We start from the raw sequence: 15,617 nt of genomic DNA, 5'->3' as shown, positions 1-15,617 counted from the left end.
TTTTGTTATTTGTTATTTGTTATTTGTTATTTGTTATTTGTTATTTGTTATTTGTTATTTGTTAACTTCCCACTTCCCACTTCCCACTTTTTACTGACGACTTTCTAAACCATGACCTAAAGCAGTAAAAACTTGACGATGTTCAAATAATTCTACTAAGTCTTGATTAATTTTATTTTTGTCCGCTTCTTCTTTTAAAATTTTGATCACAATATCCACCGTCAAAGGTTTTTTATAGGGGCGATCGGTGGCCGTCAAAGCATCATAAATATCGGCTACGGTAATCATTTGGGTTTGAATGGGTATTTTTTCCTGAGTTAAGCCTAAAGGATAGCCCGTGCCGTCTAATTTTTCGTGATGACCGTAGGCAATAATGGGTATATCCTCTAAATGTTTCGTCCAAGGAATTTGTTTTAAAAATTCGTAGGAATGAGTCACATGAGACTCGATCGCCAGACGTTCAGCCGCCGTTAAATTGCCCCTTGGTAACATCAACTGTTCCATTTCTTGAGGTGTAACCAAATATTGAGTTTTTCCCTCCAAATCACGGTAAGTATACTGAGAAAGAGTAGTAATTTTTAAGAATAATTCCTCAGATAAAGCCTCAAATTTTTTATTTTGAACTGCTTCAGGCTCATTAAATTCCTCTACAATTTCACGATATTCTTTTAATTGTTCAATAAATTCCCGTAAATCTTGATCCAATTTTGCCAATCTTTGACAATGGGGGCAATTATTAACCTCTTTATGCACATGGGAGGAGTGTTCCATCAAATAACGGAATTTATTTTGAGCGCATTCCATTTCCGCCGTGCGTTGTGCCACCACAAACCGTTGTCTAATCACCTCTAACTGTTCAGGATAAAGCTTTTGTCGTTTATTTAAAATCGCTTCAGGTACGCCAATTTTACCAAAATCATGCAATAAAGAAGCATAGCGAATTTCTTGAATTTGACGCTCATTAAAACGCATTAATCTTAAAGGCCCTTTCTTGACACTATTAACTTCTTGTGCTAAACGTACCGTTAAGGCCGCCACCCTTTCCGAATGTCCAGAGGTGGTGGGATCCCGAGATTCAATCGCTTGGACGGAAGCAGTCACAAAGCCTTCAAATAAATTCTCAATACTCTCTTGTAAATTATTTCTTTCAATGGAGATGGCCGCCTGTGAAGCAAGGGATTTAACAATTCTTTCCTCCCAATCCGTATAACATTTAGTTAATTGAGTCGCATTTTCAGGAGTAATAACATCAGTAAGATTAATTTTACGATTAATTAATTGTAATACGCCAATAATTTCCCCTTCCTGATCTTGCATGGGTAAAACCAAGACTGAGCGAGTACGATAGGAAAAATCTCGATCGAAACTTCGTTCTAATTTATAGGGAAGATGGGGTAATAACTCATAAGCATCTGGAATATTTAAACTTTGCCCAGTTAAAGCTACATATCCGGCTAAACTTTTCGGAGTTAAAGGCACAGCAAACTCCTTAAAAGAAATATTAGGAATAGAATCATTTTGAGCCGCTTTAAATAATAATTTAGACATTGGCTCCTCTTTATCAACTAAATAGACACTTCCCGCATCACTACAAGTAATTTCCCGACTTTTCGATAAAATAAGATTAAGTAACTCACTTAAATCCCTACTACTTGATAAAGCCGTACCAATAGATAATAATTTTTCTAAAAGGTCTGTGGGTTCATTACTATTTTTAATAAACTCAGCATTATCTATAGTTAAAGACTGAGGATTATAAATTGTCATATTAATAATTTTCTAATAAAGGTAATTAATGATTCAAAAATATGCTCTATCCTAATGGTTACTATTGTAATATATCTCTATAGATTTAAGATAAATTAACAAAATTTTACTTTTAAATCCTATCTTACTTAAATATTTATGAAATTCTCAATTAAATCTCTTTATAAGTTATATAGTAGTGCTTTGCGTCATCCTCAATACCGTTGGCTGGTGATTTTTGGTACTTTAATTTATTTTTTAAGTCCGATCGATCTATCACCGGATCTATTTCCCATTGTGGGACAATTTGATGATGTAGTTATTTTAGGTTTATTTTTTACGGAATTATTTAAAGCGGCCATAGAATTTTTCCAAGTAAAAGAAATTCCCGTCACACCAATCAAAAATGATCACGATCCCAATCTTAAAACCATAGATATTGATGCAGTTTCTATCAATGATCAATCAAAATAAAGGTTTTTTGAATAGAGCAATTCTCAATTATTTCTAGCAAATAAAGTTAAAGCTTTTGTTATTTTTAACAAAACTTTAACACTTTTTTTTAAACAAATTAATTAGCTACAATCTATTTAGAATTGCTCTATTTATTACCTATTACTTATTACTGATTACTGATTAGTTGACTTGTGCAAAAAGTCTAATCTTTGTTTTAAAATAAATTCAGCGATCGCCAAATCAACAGGAGTCGTAACTTTTAAATTAGTTTCTTCTCCTTCCACAATTTTGACAGGTAAATTACATTTTTCAAATAAGGCCGCATCGTCCGTTACTTCCCAAGCCAACTTTTTGCCCCGCTCATGGCATTCTTTTAATAAATTAACATTAAAACCTTGGGGAGTCTGTGCCGCCCATAACTTAGAGCGATCAGGCGTATCCACAATTAAACCTTGATCATCCACAATTTTAATCGTATCTTTAACCGCAATGGCCGCAATTAAACCTTGACAAGTATTTAAAGCCTCCCCACAGCGATCGAATAAGTCAGGGGTAGCTAAACACCTTGCCCCATCGTGAATTAACACATTTTGAGCCGATGGGGGTAAAGCCTGTAAACCATTATAAACCGACTCTTGACGGGTTGCCCCCCCTTCAATTAATTTAACAGGTTTAGTCAGGTTTAAATCCCTTAAAATCCCCTCAAAATCAGGAAAATCCGTTAACTGTCCCATGATCCCGATCCATTGGATTTTATGACTAGCATCCGCCGCCAATAACGTCCATGCTAGTAGAGGTTTACCCAATAAAGTTAATAATAATTTGTTGCGATCGCTTCCCATTCGGCGACCCATTCCGGCCGCAGGAATTAATAAATTCATGAAATTAAGGTAAAGTAAACTTAAGCAATAATATTTTAAACTTATTTTCTATTACAATTAAATTTGATCTATCTGGAGTAGAATCTCGTAACCATGCGTATACTGGCACTTGTCCCCGGTGGAATAGGCGACCAAATTTTATTTTTTCCAACCCTTGCTGACCTTAAACAACAATACCCTGACGCTTTAATTGATGTTATGGTAGAACCAAGGTCAAAAGGTGCTTATCGAGTTTGTCCTTACGTTCATGAAGTTTTAGTTTTTGACTATAAAGATCGAAATGGTTTAGCAGATTATCTTAATCTTTTAGGGGTAATCCGAGATCGGGAATATGAAATAGCCATCGCTTTAGGTCAAAGATGGGCTGTAGGGCTGTTATTATGGTTAAATGGTATCCCCAAACGAATCGGTTATCAAACTAATAGTTCTTGGTTTTTCTCTGATACTGTCCCCTTAAATCAAAATCAATATGCGGCGGCCATGTATCATAATCTCCTCAAGGGCTTAAATATTAATACACCTTGTCCCCCCTTAAAGGTGGTTTTACCGAAAAAGGATATTGAATGGGCTGAAGGTACTCAAAAACGCCTTGAAATTAAAGATACTGGTTATATTTTAATTCATGGTGGCTCTAGTAAATTAGCCATTAGAAAGGGCATTGATAAGGTTTATCCGGTGGCCAAATGGCAGGAAATCATTAATGATCTTCAGTCTAAACAGCCTAACTTGCCGATCGTCCTGTTGGAAGGGCCTGAAGATGGACAATGGGTAAGCGAGTTAACCAGTCTTTGCCCTAATCTTAAAACTGTTTCGCCTTCTGATATTGGGAAGTTAGCGGCCATCATTGGGGGTGCTAGTTTAATGTTATGTACGGATAGCGCTCCGATGCACTTATCCGTAGCGGTTGGTACTTATACCATTGCTTTATTTGGCCCCACTTCTGTGCAAAAATTATTACCCCAAAGTGATCAATGTGTGGGTATTCAGTCTCCCACAGGCTCGATCGCTGATATTAAACCTGAAGAAGTGCTATCTCAAGTGTGGCGTGGCTAAAAGAGCAGTATTTTTAGATCGGGACGGTGTACTCAACATTGAAGCCGGATACATCCACAATGTTGAGGATCTACACCTGATCCCCGGTGTGGCAGAAGCCATCAGAAAACTTAATGATCTTAAGATTTTTTGTTGCTTAGTTTCCAATCAATCAGGTCCGGCTAGAAATTATTATCCAGTTTCCCATGTGGAAGCCCTCCACGATCGCCTTCAACATTTATTATTGGCCCAGGGCGGGGCAAAACTTGACGCTTTATATTACTGCCCCTATTTGAGTCAATCCGCTGGAGGTATCAATCCAGAGTTTACCCTGTGGGGTACATGGCGTAAACCTAATACGGGAATGTTAGTGGCGGCCGCATGGGAACATGATTTAGACTTAAAACAAAGTTTTATGGTGGGAGATAAGGCCACCGATGTTGATTTAGCTCATAATGCAGGATTAAAGGGTATTCTAGTTAAAACAGGTTTCGGTGAACAGGTTTTAAAAGGAGATTATCAACATTTTACTCGTCCCGATTATATTGCGGAAAATTTACTAGATGGGGTAAATTGGATTTGTAATATAATTGATTATTAGTTGTTTGTTATTTGTTATTCGTTATTGGTAATAATCTTAAATGTACCTCATGAATGTGAGAAATGCTATCTTACAAAATCAAGATTTAGGATTATAATTTAATCATCAATAACTAATAACCAATAACTAATAACTAATAAGCAATAACTAATAACCAATCACAAGTTTAAAAAGAGTTTTATCGTGAATTTTAGCAATCAACATCTATTTCTCATTGCTGACATTGATCGGGTTTTAGCTTTAACACAAAACCCTGAAGAATTTAGTCATCAAACGCCAAATGTACTGCATAAAGTGCGCTCTTTTTTAGCTGAATATCAAGCTCCCTCTCCCCCTATTTCCAACGAGATCGCCCAACAGATCGCTCAAGTTGTCGTTACAGAAATTGAGGTAAAAAAATCCCAATGGTTACAACCTTTACAGTTAGAAATTAACGAATTAAATCAACGCCGTCAAGAAATTTTAAAGGATATTCGTCAACTAGAAATTCAACGTCAAGAAATGATGTCGGAATTTTTAGAAATTTTAATGGAGCGTTTTAATCAAGTTTTAGAAAATAAAATTAATCGAACTTTAAAAGATGCAACCTATCAATTATTAAGTCAAAATGAAAATTTAGCTAATACGGGAGATCTGCCCTCTTTTGCTGATATTTCTACAACTTATTTAGATCAATTACAACATTTTCAACAGGAATCTGATCAAATTATTCAATCTTTAGATTTAACTTTTAGAACGGTTTTTGATAGTTTAAAACAGGATCTTAATAGTTATGAAATTGCTTTAACTCAAGGTTTACAAAGAATTTATGATTTAGGGGAACAAAGTGAAACCATCGCTCAAGATTATCTTGGTAATATTAATCCTAATTTATCCGAACCTTTCTTACTTGAATCAACGGAAAATTTAAGTAATTTTGAAACAGTATCCCAAGGGAAAAATCAAGATTTAGAAGTAAAAAAAAATCTAAAAATAGCCCCTGATGATCAATGGTTAGAGCCAATTTTAGACACATCTATTTTAAGGGAAGAACCGGAAATTAGACCATTTTTAGAAATAGATCTTAACCATCCTAAATCTTTAGTTGAAACTGCTAATTTTCAGAGTAACTTATCACAAGAAAATCAGTTATTACCATCAGAAGAATTGGAAAAACAATCTGTTATTAATTCTGATTTAACTTTTGCAAAAGAAGTTAATAAGCCTGATAGCACAGTTGAAAGTATTTTATTTGGTGAAAAAGCTTTTGAAAATGAACAACCTTTAAGTTATAAATCTTTAGAAGAAATTTTAGCTCAAGAGTTTTCTTCTAAAGAAAAATTAGAACAAAATACCTCAGAAAATTCTCATCAGAATGAGGCGATTAAATCGGTTAATTCTCTTTCAGAATCGGAAGATATTAGAATTATTGATAGTATTAAATTATTAACTGATTTATTAGAAGAAGGAGCTTTAGATAATATTGAAAATGAAATTAATCTTGATGAAGATCAGGAAAATATTATTGTAGAAAATGAAAATCTTTTGCCTAATACACAACAGGAATCGCTCCAAAATCCAGAAATTGAAAATCAATTAACTCCTGATAAATTACAAAAATTAGCTCAAGATCTAGCCACTTTTGGAGGTGAAGTTCCCCCTCAAGAATCTAATTTAAAAATGCTTGATTTTCCTTCACCTTGGGATGATTTGGAACAGTCATAAATAACAGTTGCTACTCATCCCCCTTATCAATTGTTGAATGGATAATTTCATCAATAAAAATTTTAATTTGTTTCATCATTTCCGCTAATTCTTCCACTAAAATTTCCACATTATTAATATTATTATGATTGGCATTAATTTCAATTTGTTTTGTAATTTCTGGAATATCTTTGACGGCTACGGTGGCCGCAATTCCCCTTAATTTATGTGTCATGTGAGCTAAACTGATTAAATCTTTTTTAGTTAAAGCCATTTTAATTTCTTCAAACATTTGTTGAGAATCTTCGAGAAATGTGGTTAAAAGTAAATTGGTAAAATCTTTATTTCCTGATGTTAATTGTTGTAATCGATCTAAATCAATTAAAGCATAATTATAGAGATTAAATAAGCTTTTTTGATTTTGATTAATGAGGAGATTTTCTAAAGAAATATAGTTTTGTGCTTGATCTATTTCTGGAGTATTTAAACCTAATTTATCAGCCCAATAATTAAGAGTTAAAGCTAAAGTTTTTAATTCAACAGGCTTACTAATATAATCATTCATTCCCACTTTAAAACATTTTTCCCTCGCTTCTTGTAAGACATTAGCTGTTAAAGCCACAACGATTATTTTATTACTTAAATTTTCAAGTTTGCGGATCTGTTTAGTGGTTTCATAACCATCTAAAACGGGCATTAAACAATCCATTAAAATTAAATCATAACTTTGAGTTTTTAAATATTCTAAGGCTTCCTGTCCATTATTAACACAATCGGCCTCAATTTTAAGCACTTTTAATTGATTTAAAATAACTTGTTGATTAATCAATGTATCTTCAACTAATAAAACTTTTAATTTTGATAATTTTTCGAGATTAATCTTATTATCTTGAGATTTTGAAGATACTAAATAATTGGCAATAGTTGAATTTTCAAAAGTTGCGGTAAACCAAAAAGTAGAGCCTTGATTTAATTTACTTGTTACCCCAATTTCCCCATTCATTAATTTAATAATTTGTTGACAAATTGCCAACCCTAAGCCCGTGCCTCCATATTTTCTAGTAGTAGAAGCATCCACTTGGGAAAAAGGCTGAAATAATTTATCAATATCTTTTTGATTAATACCAATTCCCGTATCTTTAACTTCAAATAAGATCTTAATATAATGGGGATAATTTGCCTGATTTTGTGCCTGATCTTCTACTAAAGAAATATTTAAAAAAACCTCTCCTTGCTCAGTAAATTTAATAGCATTGCCCGTTAAATTTAAGAGAATTTGACGTAATCTTAAAGAATCACCCTTTAATAATAAAGGCACATTTTGGGCGATTTGATGTGATAAAGATAAGCCTTTATTTTTCGCTTGAAATGTTAAAATATTAATGACTTCTTTGAGACAAGTTTCTAAATTAAAATCTAAGATTTCTAACTCCATTTCTCTAGCTTCAAGTTTAGAAATATCAAGAATTTCTGAAATAATATGAATTAAAGTTTCACCACTACTTTTTAAAGTATTAACAAATTCTTTTTGTTGACTATTTAAAGGTGTGCGCAATAATAAATCAGTAATGCCAATTACCCCATTAATAGGAGTGCGAATTTCATGACTCATATTAGCTAAAAATGTACTTTTAGTTTGATTAGCTAAATCGGCCGCTTCCTTGGCTTTTTCTAATTCTAAAGTGCGTTGTTTTACCCTTTCTTCTAATTCTTTATTTTTCATTTTTTCCGCTTCTAATTGACTTTCATGCAATAGGATATTTTCAATAGCGGCGGCGGATTGGGATGCTAAAACATTGAATAATTTTAAATCTTGTGCGGTATAAACAATGGGATCACTATGGCCAATATTAATTACACCAATTACTCCATTTTGTGTCATTAAAGGCGCACAAATTAGGGAATAAATATTACTAGCACCCGCAATAAAACGGGAATCATTTTTAACATCATTAATAATTTCTGCCTTGCCAGATTGAAAAATATAACCAGCGATCCCCTCACCAGACTTCATTTTTAAATGTTTTCCTTGATAATGTATCTCCTCTAAACTATCTACTACTTCTAATAATTGATTTTTATGATTAAATAACATTACACAAATACCTGTGGAACGAATCATTTGATGAGATTCATTAATAATTAATGTGGTAATATCTTTTAAGGTTAAACAGTTGGAAATTTTATTAGCAATATCATATAAAAAATTAATTTCTTCATACTTTTCTAATATTTCGATCGCCAAGGCTTTTTTATCAATTTCTCGATTAGCAATACAAGTTAAAACTTGAGCCACTATTTTAACTGTTGATAATCCCTCTACCCAACCAATAATAAATTCTCTGGCTTTAATGGGATATTTGTTTTCAATTGTTTCCGTTAATTCTTGTTGTAATTCTTCTTTAAATAATTCTTTTTTTAAAAAATTACCATCTAGATCCTCAATCACCACATTAGTATTTAAACTGTTAATTAATTGATTAATTACAGTTGCAATATCTTTTTTTTGTAAAAGTTTTTTCAGGGTGATTGAGATCATGGATTAATTAACTTTTACTCCTTTCCAAAAGCCAATATAACCTTCAATTTGTTTGGCTTTTTCTTTAGTTTCAGGGTAATACCAAGCGGCATCTTTATTTTCTTGTCCATCAACCACAATCGTATAATAACTAGCCGTACCTTTCCAACCACAAACGCTATGGGTATCACTTTCTTTAAAATATTCTCGATTGATCGAATCTGGAGGAAAATATTGATTTCCCTCCACCACAATACAGTTATCACTTTGAGCTAAAATTGCTCCATTCCATGTTGCAGTTGTCATTTTTTACTCCTGATTGGTTATTAGTTATTAGTAATAAATTATCAATTACTTATTACTTGTTACTTATCAATTATTACTTATTATTTATTACTTATTATTTATAAATTATGAAAGTTTAGTTCCGCATTCGGGACAGAATTTATTATTAATATTATTCTGCGCTCCACAATTACCACAAGTAATTAAATCTAAACCATGATAGGGTTTATCTTTAGGTAAACCTAACATTTGGGCGTTAGTGCTACCTGGGGCGATCATGGGATAACAATTTTCATCTTTTTTGACGTGAACATCTAAAAGCACTGCCCCTTGATGCGCTAACATCTGAGCGATCGCACCTTCAAGTTCACAGCGATCATTAACCGTAATACCTTTAATGCCAAAAGCCTCTGCTAATTTTTCAAAATTAGGCATTCCTTTTTGCATATTAGAAGCACTATAACGCTCCTCATAAAAGGTTTCCTGCCATTGACGTACCATTCCTTGCCAACCATTGTTAATGATCACAACTTTAATCCCAATATCATACTGAGCGATGGTGGCTAATTCTTGTAAATTCATTTGAAAACTAGCATCACCACTAATACAGATTACCTGTTCATTGGGAAGGGCGGTTTTAGCACCCATAGCGGCAGGAACACCATAACCCATTGTACCCAAACCCGCACTGGAAATCCAACGGCGAGGCCCATTTTTCAAAAATTGAGCCGCCCACATTTGATGTTGTCCCACATCGGTGGTGTAATAAGCATGGGGGGCTTGTTCCCCGATGGCCGCAATCACTTCTTGGGGCGATAATTTTTCTTCAGGATGGGGTACAACTAAGGGATAATCTTCACGCCATTGATTGATGCGTTGTAACCATGCTTTAGTCTGATGGCGATCGGTGGGATAACCTAACTCTCTGGTTTTTTGTAACATCTGTTCTAACACTTGACGCACATCACCCACGATCGGCACATTAGGAATGCGATTTTTGCCCACTTCAGCCGGATCAATATCAATATGAATCACTTTAGCTCTTGAGGCAAATTCATCTAATTTTCCGGTAACTCGATCGTCAAATCTTGCTCCTACGGCGATGAGTAAATCACATTCAGTCACCGCAAAATTAGCATAGGCCGTGCCGTGCATTCCCAACATCCCAACGGAAAGGGGATGATATTCGTCAAAAGCGCCAATTCCCATTAAGGTGGTGGTAACGGGAATTTGGAATAATTCGGCTAATTCTTCAATTTGAGCATGGGCATTAGAGGCGATCGCACCCCCACCAATATATAATAAGGGGCGTTCAGCCTTTTCCATTAAATCTAAAGCGGCGTGGATCTGGCGAATATTACCTTTAACGGTGGGACGATAACCGGGTAAATGAACGGCGCCTGGCTCAACAGGAATATACTCACATTCTTCTAAACCTACATCTTTAGGAATATCAATTAATACAGGCCCGGGACGACCACTAGCGGCAATATGGAAAGCTTCCGCCACCACTCTGGCCATATCGGTAGCATGACGCACAACGTAAGAATGTTTAACAATGGGCAAAGTAATGCCATAAATATCCGTTTCTTGGAACGCATCAGTGCCGATCACATTACGGGGTACTTGACCTGTAATAACCACCATTGGGATGGAGTCCATTTGAGCCGTAGCAATACCCGTGACAAGGTTAGTAGCGCCAGGCCCGGATGTGCCAAAACAAACCCCCACTTTACCTGTGGCTCTAGCATAACCATCGGCCGCATGGGAAGCGCCTTGTTCATGTCGAACCAGAAAATGTTTAATTTCTCCTCTGGCTTCGGCACGATAAACTTCATCATAAATGGGTAAAATTGACCCGCCCGGATAGCCAAAAATATGTTTTACCCCATGACGCACAAGACTATCAATCAGAATATAAGCACCACTACAACGCTTGATGGGGGTAGTTTGGGCGACAGACAGATTTTGAGAAAGACTAGAAACCATAAAATTTACCTAAGAAAGTTACAAAAATATTAGATTTGAAATGAAAGAAATTACGTTTTTAACCTTCTGACAATGATTGTTCATGATCTTGACTGTTGGTTAACTAGGGTAAGTTCTTATTTAATTTAATTGTAAATTTTGTTTTTTCTGATGCAACATCACGATCGAGATAATGATAAGGGATAAATTTTTAGTTTATCGGAAATTGAGATCTATGTCGAGGGGTAAAATCCTTTTTTCAGAAGGAAAAACAAGCTTTTTCCCTCAAAAAAAATCATAATACTATTGCCACTACGTCTGGAAAAATTTTGATCTTTTCTTAACAAATTTGGCTGAAATTGTTACATTTCTACATAAACTGACCATTTTTTGATCAAGGAACTTTATCAGTTAATTAAACGTCACGAGGACAAGAATTGACAGTAAAAACAATGGACAGTAGAAACTAGAGAATAAACTTTATTTAAAAGTAGGGGATTGAACATAAAGATAAATATAGTAATTGTTACTCTTTTAATGGTTCTAATTCTGTTTAATCAAATGTTAATTATTAATTGATCAAACCTGTTAAATATTTGATGTTTTTTATTAATTCTTATTACTTTTTTAGTTTCTCTAGTGGATTTTTCTATTACCATAACTTTGAAGTTTTATTTTTGATCTTAAATTAATTTTATGCTTGATTCTTACCCTCAAAAAATAATTGTTTTAATGGCGATTCTTCTGACTTCAACTACCGCTTTACCAAGTTGGGGTATAACCCAAAGGGGCAATCTTAACTCCGATGGCAAGGTATTATTGGCACAGAAAGAATTTCGGGGTTTTAGTCAACGCTATGGAGTCGCTCCCCGTCGTCGTAGTAAGCCTTTTAGAAGGGGTAGTTGTCTGGCCTCGGAAACTGAAATGACCGCTTTATTTCCGAGGGAAGATGTAATTACAGAGTCTGATAATCAGGAAAATTTAGGTAAAGATCGTACTTGGTTTACGAGTGAAGCCTACCCTACTCTTTATTTTCATATTCCCGAAAATTCTGCTTTAATAGCGGAGGTGGTGATTGAAGACAGCGATCGCAATATTGTTTATTCTGCCCTCGTTTCATTACCCGATCAACAAATCAGCCAAACTAATCCACGCCAACAAGGTTTTATCGGGATTGATTTTAGTCAAAAAGCACAGGAATTAAATATTCCGGCTTTAGAGCCTAATCAAAATTATTTATGGGAAGTACAATTAATTTGTAATAATCTTGATCGCTCTGGTAATCCTCTGGTAACAGGGTGGATTACTCGGATTAATCAGGATGAAAATGAGCGAATTAATCAATTAATTACTCAGGAAAATTCAAGGGGAATTCCTTGGATTTATGCCCAAGAAGGAATCTGGTATTCCACCTTAAATGCTTTAGCTCATAATTATATCATTAATTCTGATACTGAGCAATGGGCAACATTTTTAGACTTTATGGGTTATCATGGAATTGCCAATGATCCTTTGATCGGAATGGGTGAGGTTCAAGAAATTTTTTTAGGAGATTTGCCGGAAGTTGAATTTTAACAAAAAAGTATTAATTAAATTCCTGATTAAAAACTTACTATTTTTCGCTAAAATCTCACAATAATGATCTTGTTTTCAACTACAATTTAATGATAAGTTCTAAGTTAAGGGAACAATCATTTGTCTATTTAATCTATATAGATAAGTTTTGATTTTAAATGTTTATGGAGATTTTATTTAACTATTAATGGACGGTAAAAAATTATGAAATCAACAAAAAAATTATCATTTTTGGCTTTGGGATTTTCCTCGTTTTTAATAATTGGTAATGGCCTTCCAATTTTAGCGGCCAATACTTTAAATCAAAAACCAAATAATAATCTTAATGGGTCAGAAATTTCAACGGATCAAACTTTATTAGCACAATTTAATTTTAATGGAGTTTATGGATCAACTTCTAATCGCCGTACCACAGGATTTAGACGAGGCGGATGTTTTAATGCAAATCAACAAGTAGTAGCAATTCTTCCTTCTGAAAAAAATAAAGTTTCTAATTCCCCTTCGGTTGATGTAGAATCAGTTGAAATTCAAGATGATCAAGAAAATCCACTTGTTAATATTGAAAAACAAGAAGAATCTAATCAAATTGAAGAAAATAATGCTTCGGAAAATAAACCAGAAGATACTGCTCCAGCTTGGTTTACTGCTTCTGAATATCCTACAGTTTATTTTTATTTACCTGAAAATTGGGCAAATAAAGCCAGATTTGTTTTATATGATGAGGAAAAAGAAGTTGTTTATTCTGCTAGTATAGATTTACCCGGAGAAGCAACCCAAGAATCACCTCGTGGGGCTGGAGTGGTTGAAGTTGATCTTAATTCTCAAGCGGATCAAATTTCGCCTTTAGTAGCAGGAAATAATTATTTATGGGAAATAGAAATTGTCTGTAGTGATATTGATTATTCTGGGAATCCTTTGATTAATGGTTGGATTCAAAAAATTGATGATGATAGTTTGAATGCTTTAAATCAAGACTTAGAAAATGTGACAGATTCTGCTCAAAAAAATCAGATTTATGCACAAAAAGGACTTTGGTATGATTTAGTTTCTAATATTTATCATAATTATAATGCTAATGATTGGGAATTGATCTTAAATGAAGTGGGATCGGCTGATATTTTGAATGGTCAAATTTTAGGTTCAGCTACGATTACTCAAACGGCTGAGGGTGATATTCTTCCCCTGATGGAAAACCTTGATGAATAATTAAGTTTGATTCCATCAATCCCCCTTTAAAGGGGGATTTCTAGTTTATTTACTATTAGGAATAAACTCAATTAATCTAAGTTGTTAATAATTATATTTACTAAAAAAATGGATTTAATTTTATATACCAAACCCGGATGTCATCTGTGTGAAGGATTACAGGAGAAATTAGAACAAATTACTGCTTTCAAAGTAGAATTAGAGTTAAGAGATATTACCACTAATGAAAATTGGTTTAATCTCTATCAGTATGAAGTGCCTGTATTGTTTTGGAAAAATCAAGATCGAGAAGTTGCGATCGCGCGGCCTTCACCCCGTGCCACCGTAACACAATTGGAAAAAATATTAGTTAATCTTAAGTAACAGGCTTAAATGGCTATTTAAAGATTTTTAAAGTACAAAAAAACTATGCTTGATTTGGCTAAGTTAGCTCAACAAATACCCGAAATGGGGCAACATTTTAATCAAGAGGCGATCGCTTCTCATCAGCGTTTAGAAAAGGCTCAACTTTTACTCTCCCAAAGTCAGGAAAGATTAGATCGTTTAAAACGCCTACAGGAAGACTGGAGCGATCGCTTTATCTTTGCGGCGGCTATTCCCGTTGAAGACTTAGACACAGCCATAAAAATTGAGCCTCCCCCCCAAAGCCATACGGTTTTTGCCACCGATGGCTCACAAATTGCTCCTTCCCACCATGAAATTGCCTACTGTTATTTAATCAATATAGGCAGAATTATGTTACATTATGGTCAGAGTTTACATCCTTTATTAGATACTTTACCAGAGGTTTTTTACCGTCCAGAAGACTTATATATCTCAAAACAATGGGGTATTCGTACAGAAGAATGGATGGGTTATCGGCGGGGAGTTTCTGAGGTGGAGAGTTTAGCCGATATGGCTTGTCGTTGGGTTTTACCCCCCGGAAGTCATGCACATACCCCCAACTTAGCTTTAATGGATGGCTCATTAATTTATTGGTTTTTAGAGGGTTTACCCTCAGAAGCAAAGGAGAAAATTTTACCGCCGATTCTCCAAGCATGGGAGAAAATGCAACAAACAAACATCCCTTATGTAGGTTATTTGAGTGCGCCCCGTAGTGTAGAGGCCGTTAATTTTTTACGTCTTCAGGCTTGTCCTTATAATTTTCCTAATTGTGTGGTAGAATGCTCACAACAAGAGCATAAAACCCCATGTCAGGTGATTGATCCCTTAAGGGATGCAACTTTATGGGGAATGTTCTTACAACCCGGACAGCGTGGGGCTTTGTGGAAAAGTTCTTCCCATATTTTAAATTTATATCCAGACACTCAAAAAGTTTATTTTTGTTATATTAATGTTGGTACGGAGATCGCAAGGGTAGAATTTCCAGCGTGGTTAGTGGAAAATAAAGCTTTATTTAATCAGTCTTTAAGTATTATTTTAGGACAAGTTAATAAGGGTTATGGTTATCCCGTTGCTTTATCAGAGGCACACAACCAAGCGGTTATTAGGGGAGGCGATCGCCGCAGATTTTTTGCATTTTTAGAACAAGAAATGATCAAAGCAGGTTTAAAAAATGTGGCTATTTCCTATAAAGAAAGTAGAAAAAGAGGCAGTATTGCTTAACTATCAATACAATAAGGGTTTTTTTAAAAAAATTATTGGCATCCTAGTCAGATCAAATTGG

Annotated in this window: 13 protein-coding genes; 8 read left to right on the top strand and 5 right to left on the bottom strand. The window is 34.5% G+C overall.

Translation table 11 applies throughout. From position 1 onward, the window contains the following. Nucleotides 1–90: 90 nt before the first annotated feature. Nucleotides 91–1,767 (bottom strand): HD-GYP domain-containing protein, encoded by a 1,677-nt coding sequence (locus tag Anndu_RS13280; RefSeq protein ID WP_464101663.1) that lies wholly within the window; start codon nt 1,765–1,767, stop codon nt 91–93. A 138-nt stretch (nt 1,768–1,905) separates the two neighbouring features. Here Anndu_RS13280 and Anndu_RS13275 point away from each other — a divergent pair, with 138 nt between their 5' ends. After that, a complete protein-coding gene (locus Anndu_RS13275; protein ID WP_464101662.1) occupies nt 1,906–2,220 on the top strand; it encodes a YkvA family protein in 315 nt (104 codons plus the stop codon). 155 nt (nt 2,221–2,375) lie between these two features. Here Anndu_RS13275 and ispD read toward each other — a convergent pair whose 3' ends face one another. Continuing rightward, nucleotides 2,376–3,083, bottom strand: coding sequence for a 2-C-methyl-D-erythritol 4-phosphate cytidylyltransferase (gene ispD, locus Anndu_RS13270; protein ID WP_464101661.1), 708 nt, complete (start codon nt 3,081–3,083; stop codon nt 2,376–2,378). Nucleotides 3,084–3,176: 93 nt separating this feature from the next. Between ispD and Anndu_RS13265 the strand changes: the two genes are divergently transcribed. The 3 genes from Anndu_RS13265 (at nt 3,177) to Anndu_RS13255 (ending at nt 6,420) form a co-directional block, all read left to right on the top strand. Then, nucleotides 3,177–4,136 (top strand): glycosyltransferase family 9 protein, encoded by a 960-nt coding sequence (locus Anndu_RS13265; protein ID WP_464101660.1) that lies wholly within the window; start codon nt 3,177–3,179, stop codon nt 4,134–4,136. Next, nucleotides 4,129–4,716 carry a D-glycero-alpha-D-manno-heptose-1,7-bisphosphate 7-phosphatase gene (locus tag Anndu_RS13260; protein WP_464101659.1) on the top strand — a complete coding sequence of 196 codons (588 nt, stop codon included), beginning with the start codon at nt 4,129–4,131 and terminating at the stop codon, nt 4,714–4,716. The genes Anndu_RS13265 and Anndu_RS13260 overlap by 8 nt, the downstream gene beginning before the upstream one ends. A 183-nt stretch (nt 4,717–4,899) precedes the next feature. Then, the gene (locus Anndu_RS13255; protein WP_464101658.1) at nt 4,900–6,420 is read left to right on the top strand and encodes a hypothetical protein; all 1,521 of its coding nucleotides are present in this window, start codon (nt 4,900–4,902) and stop codon (nt 6,418–6,420) included. Nucleotides 6,421–6,430: 10 nt separating this feature from the next. Here the strand turns inward: Anndu_RS13255 and Anndu_RS13250 are convergent, their stop codons facing one another. From Anndu_RS13250 to ilvB, 3 genes are all read right to left on the bottom strand, one after another. Beyond that, nucleotides 6,431–8,938 carry an ATP-binding protein gene (locus tag Anndu_RS13250; RefSeq protein WP_464101657.1) on the bottom strand — a complete coding sequence of 836 codons (2,508 nt, stop codon included), beginning with the start codon at nt 8,936–8,938 and terminating at the stop codon, nt 6,431–6,433. Between the two features lie 3 nt (nt 8,939–8,941). Next, nucleotides 8,942–9,223 (bottom strand): DUF427 domain-containing protein, encoded by a 282-nt coding sequence (locus tag Anndu_RS13245; RefSeq protein WP_464101656.1) that lies wholly within the window; start codon nt 9,221–9,223, stop codon nt 8,942–8,944. A 105-nt stretch (nt 9,224–9,328) separates the two neighbouring features. After that, complete coding sequence (gene ilvB / locus Anndu_RS13240) at nt 9,329–11,191, bottom strand: biosynthetic-type acetolactate synthase large subunit (protein ID WP_464101655.1); 1,863 nt, start codon at nt 11,189–11,191, stop codon at nt 9,329–9,331. 675 nt (nt 11,192–11,866) lie between these two features. Between ilvB and Anndu_RS13235 the strand changes: the two genes are divergently transcribed. The 4 genes from Anndu_RS13235 to Anndu_RS13220 all read left to right on the top strand — a co-directional run bounded on the left by Anndu_RS13235 (nt 11,867) and on the right by Anndu_RS13220 (nt 15,556). Beyond that, nucleotides 11,867–12,745: a DUF928 domain-containing protein gene (locus tag Anndu_RS13235; RefSeq protein ID WP_464101654.1), complete on the top strand. Its 879-nt coding sequence runs from the start codon at nt 11,867–11,869 to the stop codon at nt 12,743–12,745. Nucleotides 12,746–12,949: 204 nt separating this feature from the next. Beyond that, complete coding sequence (locus tag Anndu_RS13230) at nt 12,950–13,951, top strand: DUF928 domain-containing protein (RefSeq protein WP_464101653.1); 1,002 nt, start codon at nt 12,950–12,952, stop codon at nt 13,949–13,951. 108 nt (nt 13,952–14,059) lie between these two features. Beyond that, on the top strand, nt 14,060–14,314 hold the full coding sequence (locus tag Anndu_RS13225) for a glutaredoxin family protein (protein WP_464101652.1): 255 nt from the start codon (nt 14,060–14,062) through the stop codon (nt 14,312–14,314). Nucleotides 14,315–14,359: 45 nt separating this feature from the next. Further along, nucleotides 14,360–15,556, top strand: a complete 1,197-nt coding sequence (locus Anndu_RS13220; protein ID WP_464101651.1) for a DNA double-strand break repair nuclease NurA — start codon at nt 14,360–14,362, stop codon at nt 15,554–15,556. Nucleotides 15,557–15,617: the final 61 nt, after the last annotated feature.

The sequence above is a fragment of the Annamia dubia NIES-4383 genome, assembly GCF_055394725.1.
The sequence above is the reverse complement of the archived record's forward strand: the minus strand, read 5'-3'. Positions and strand labels throughout refer to the sequence as shown.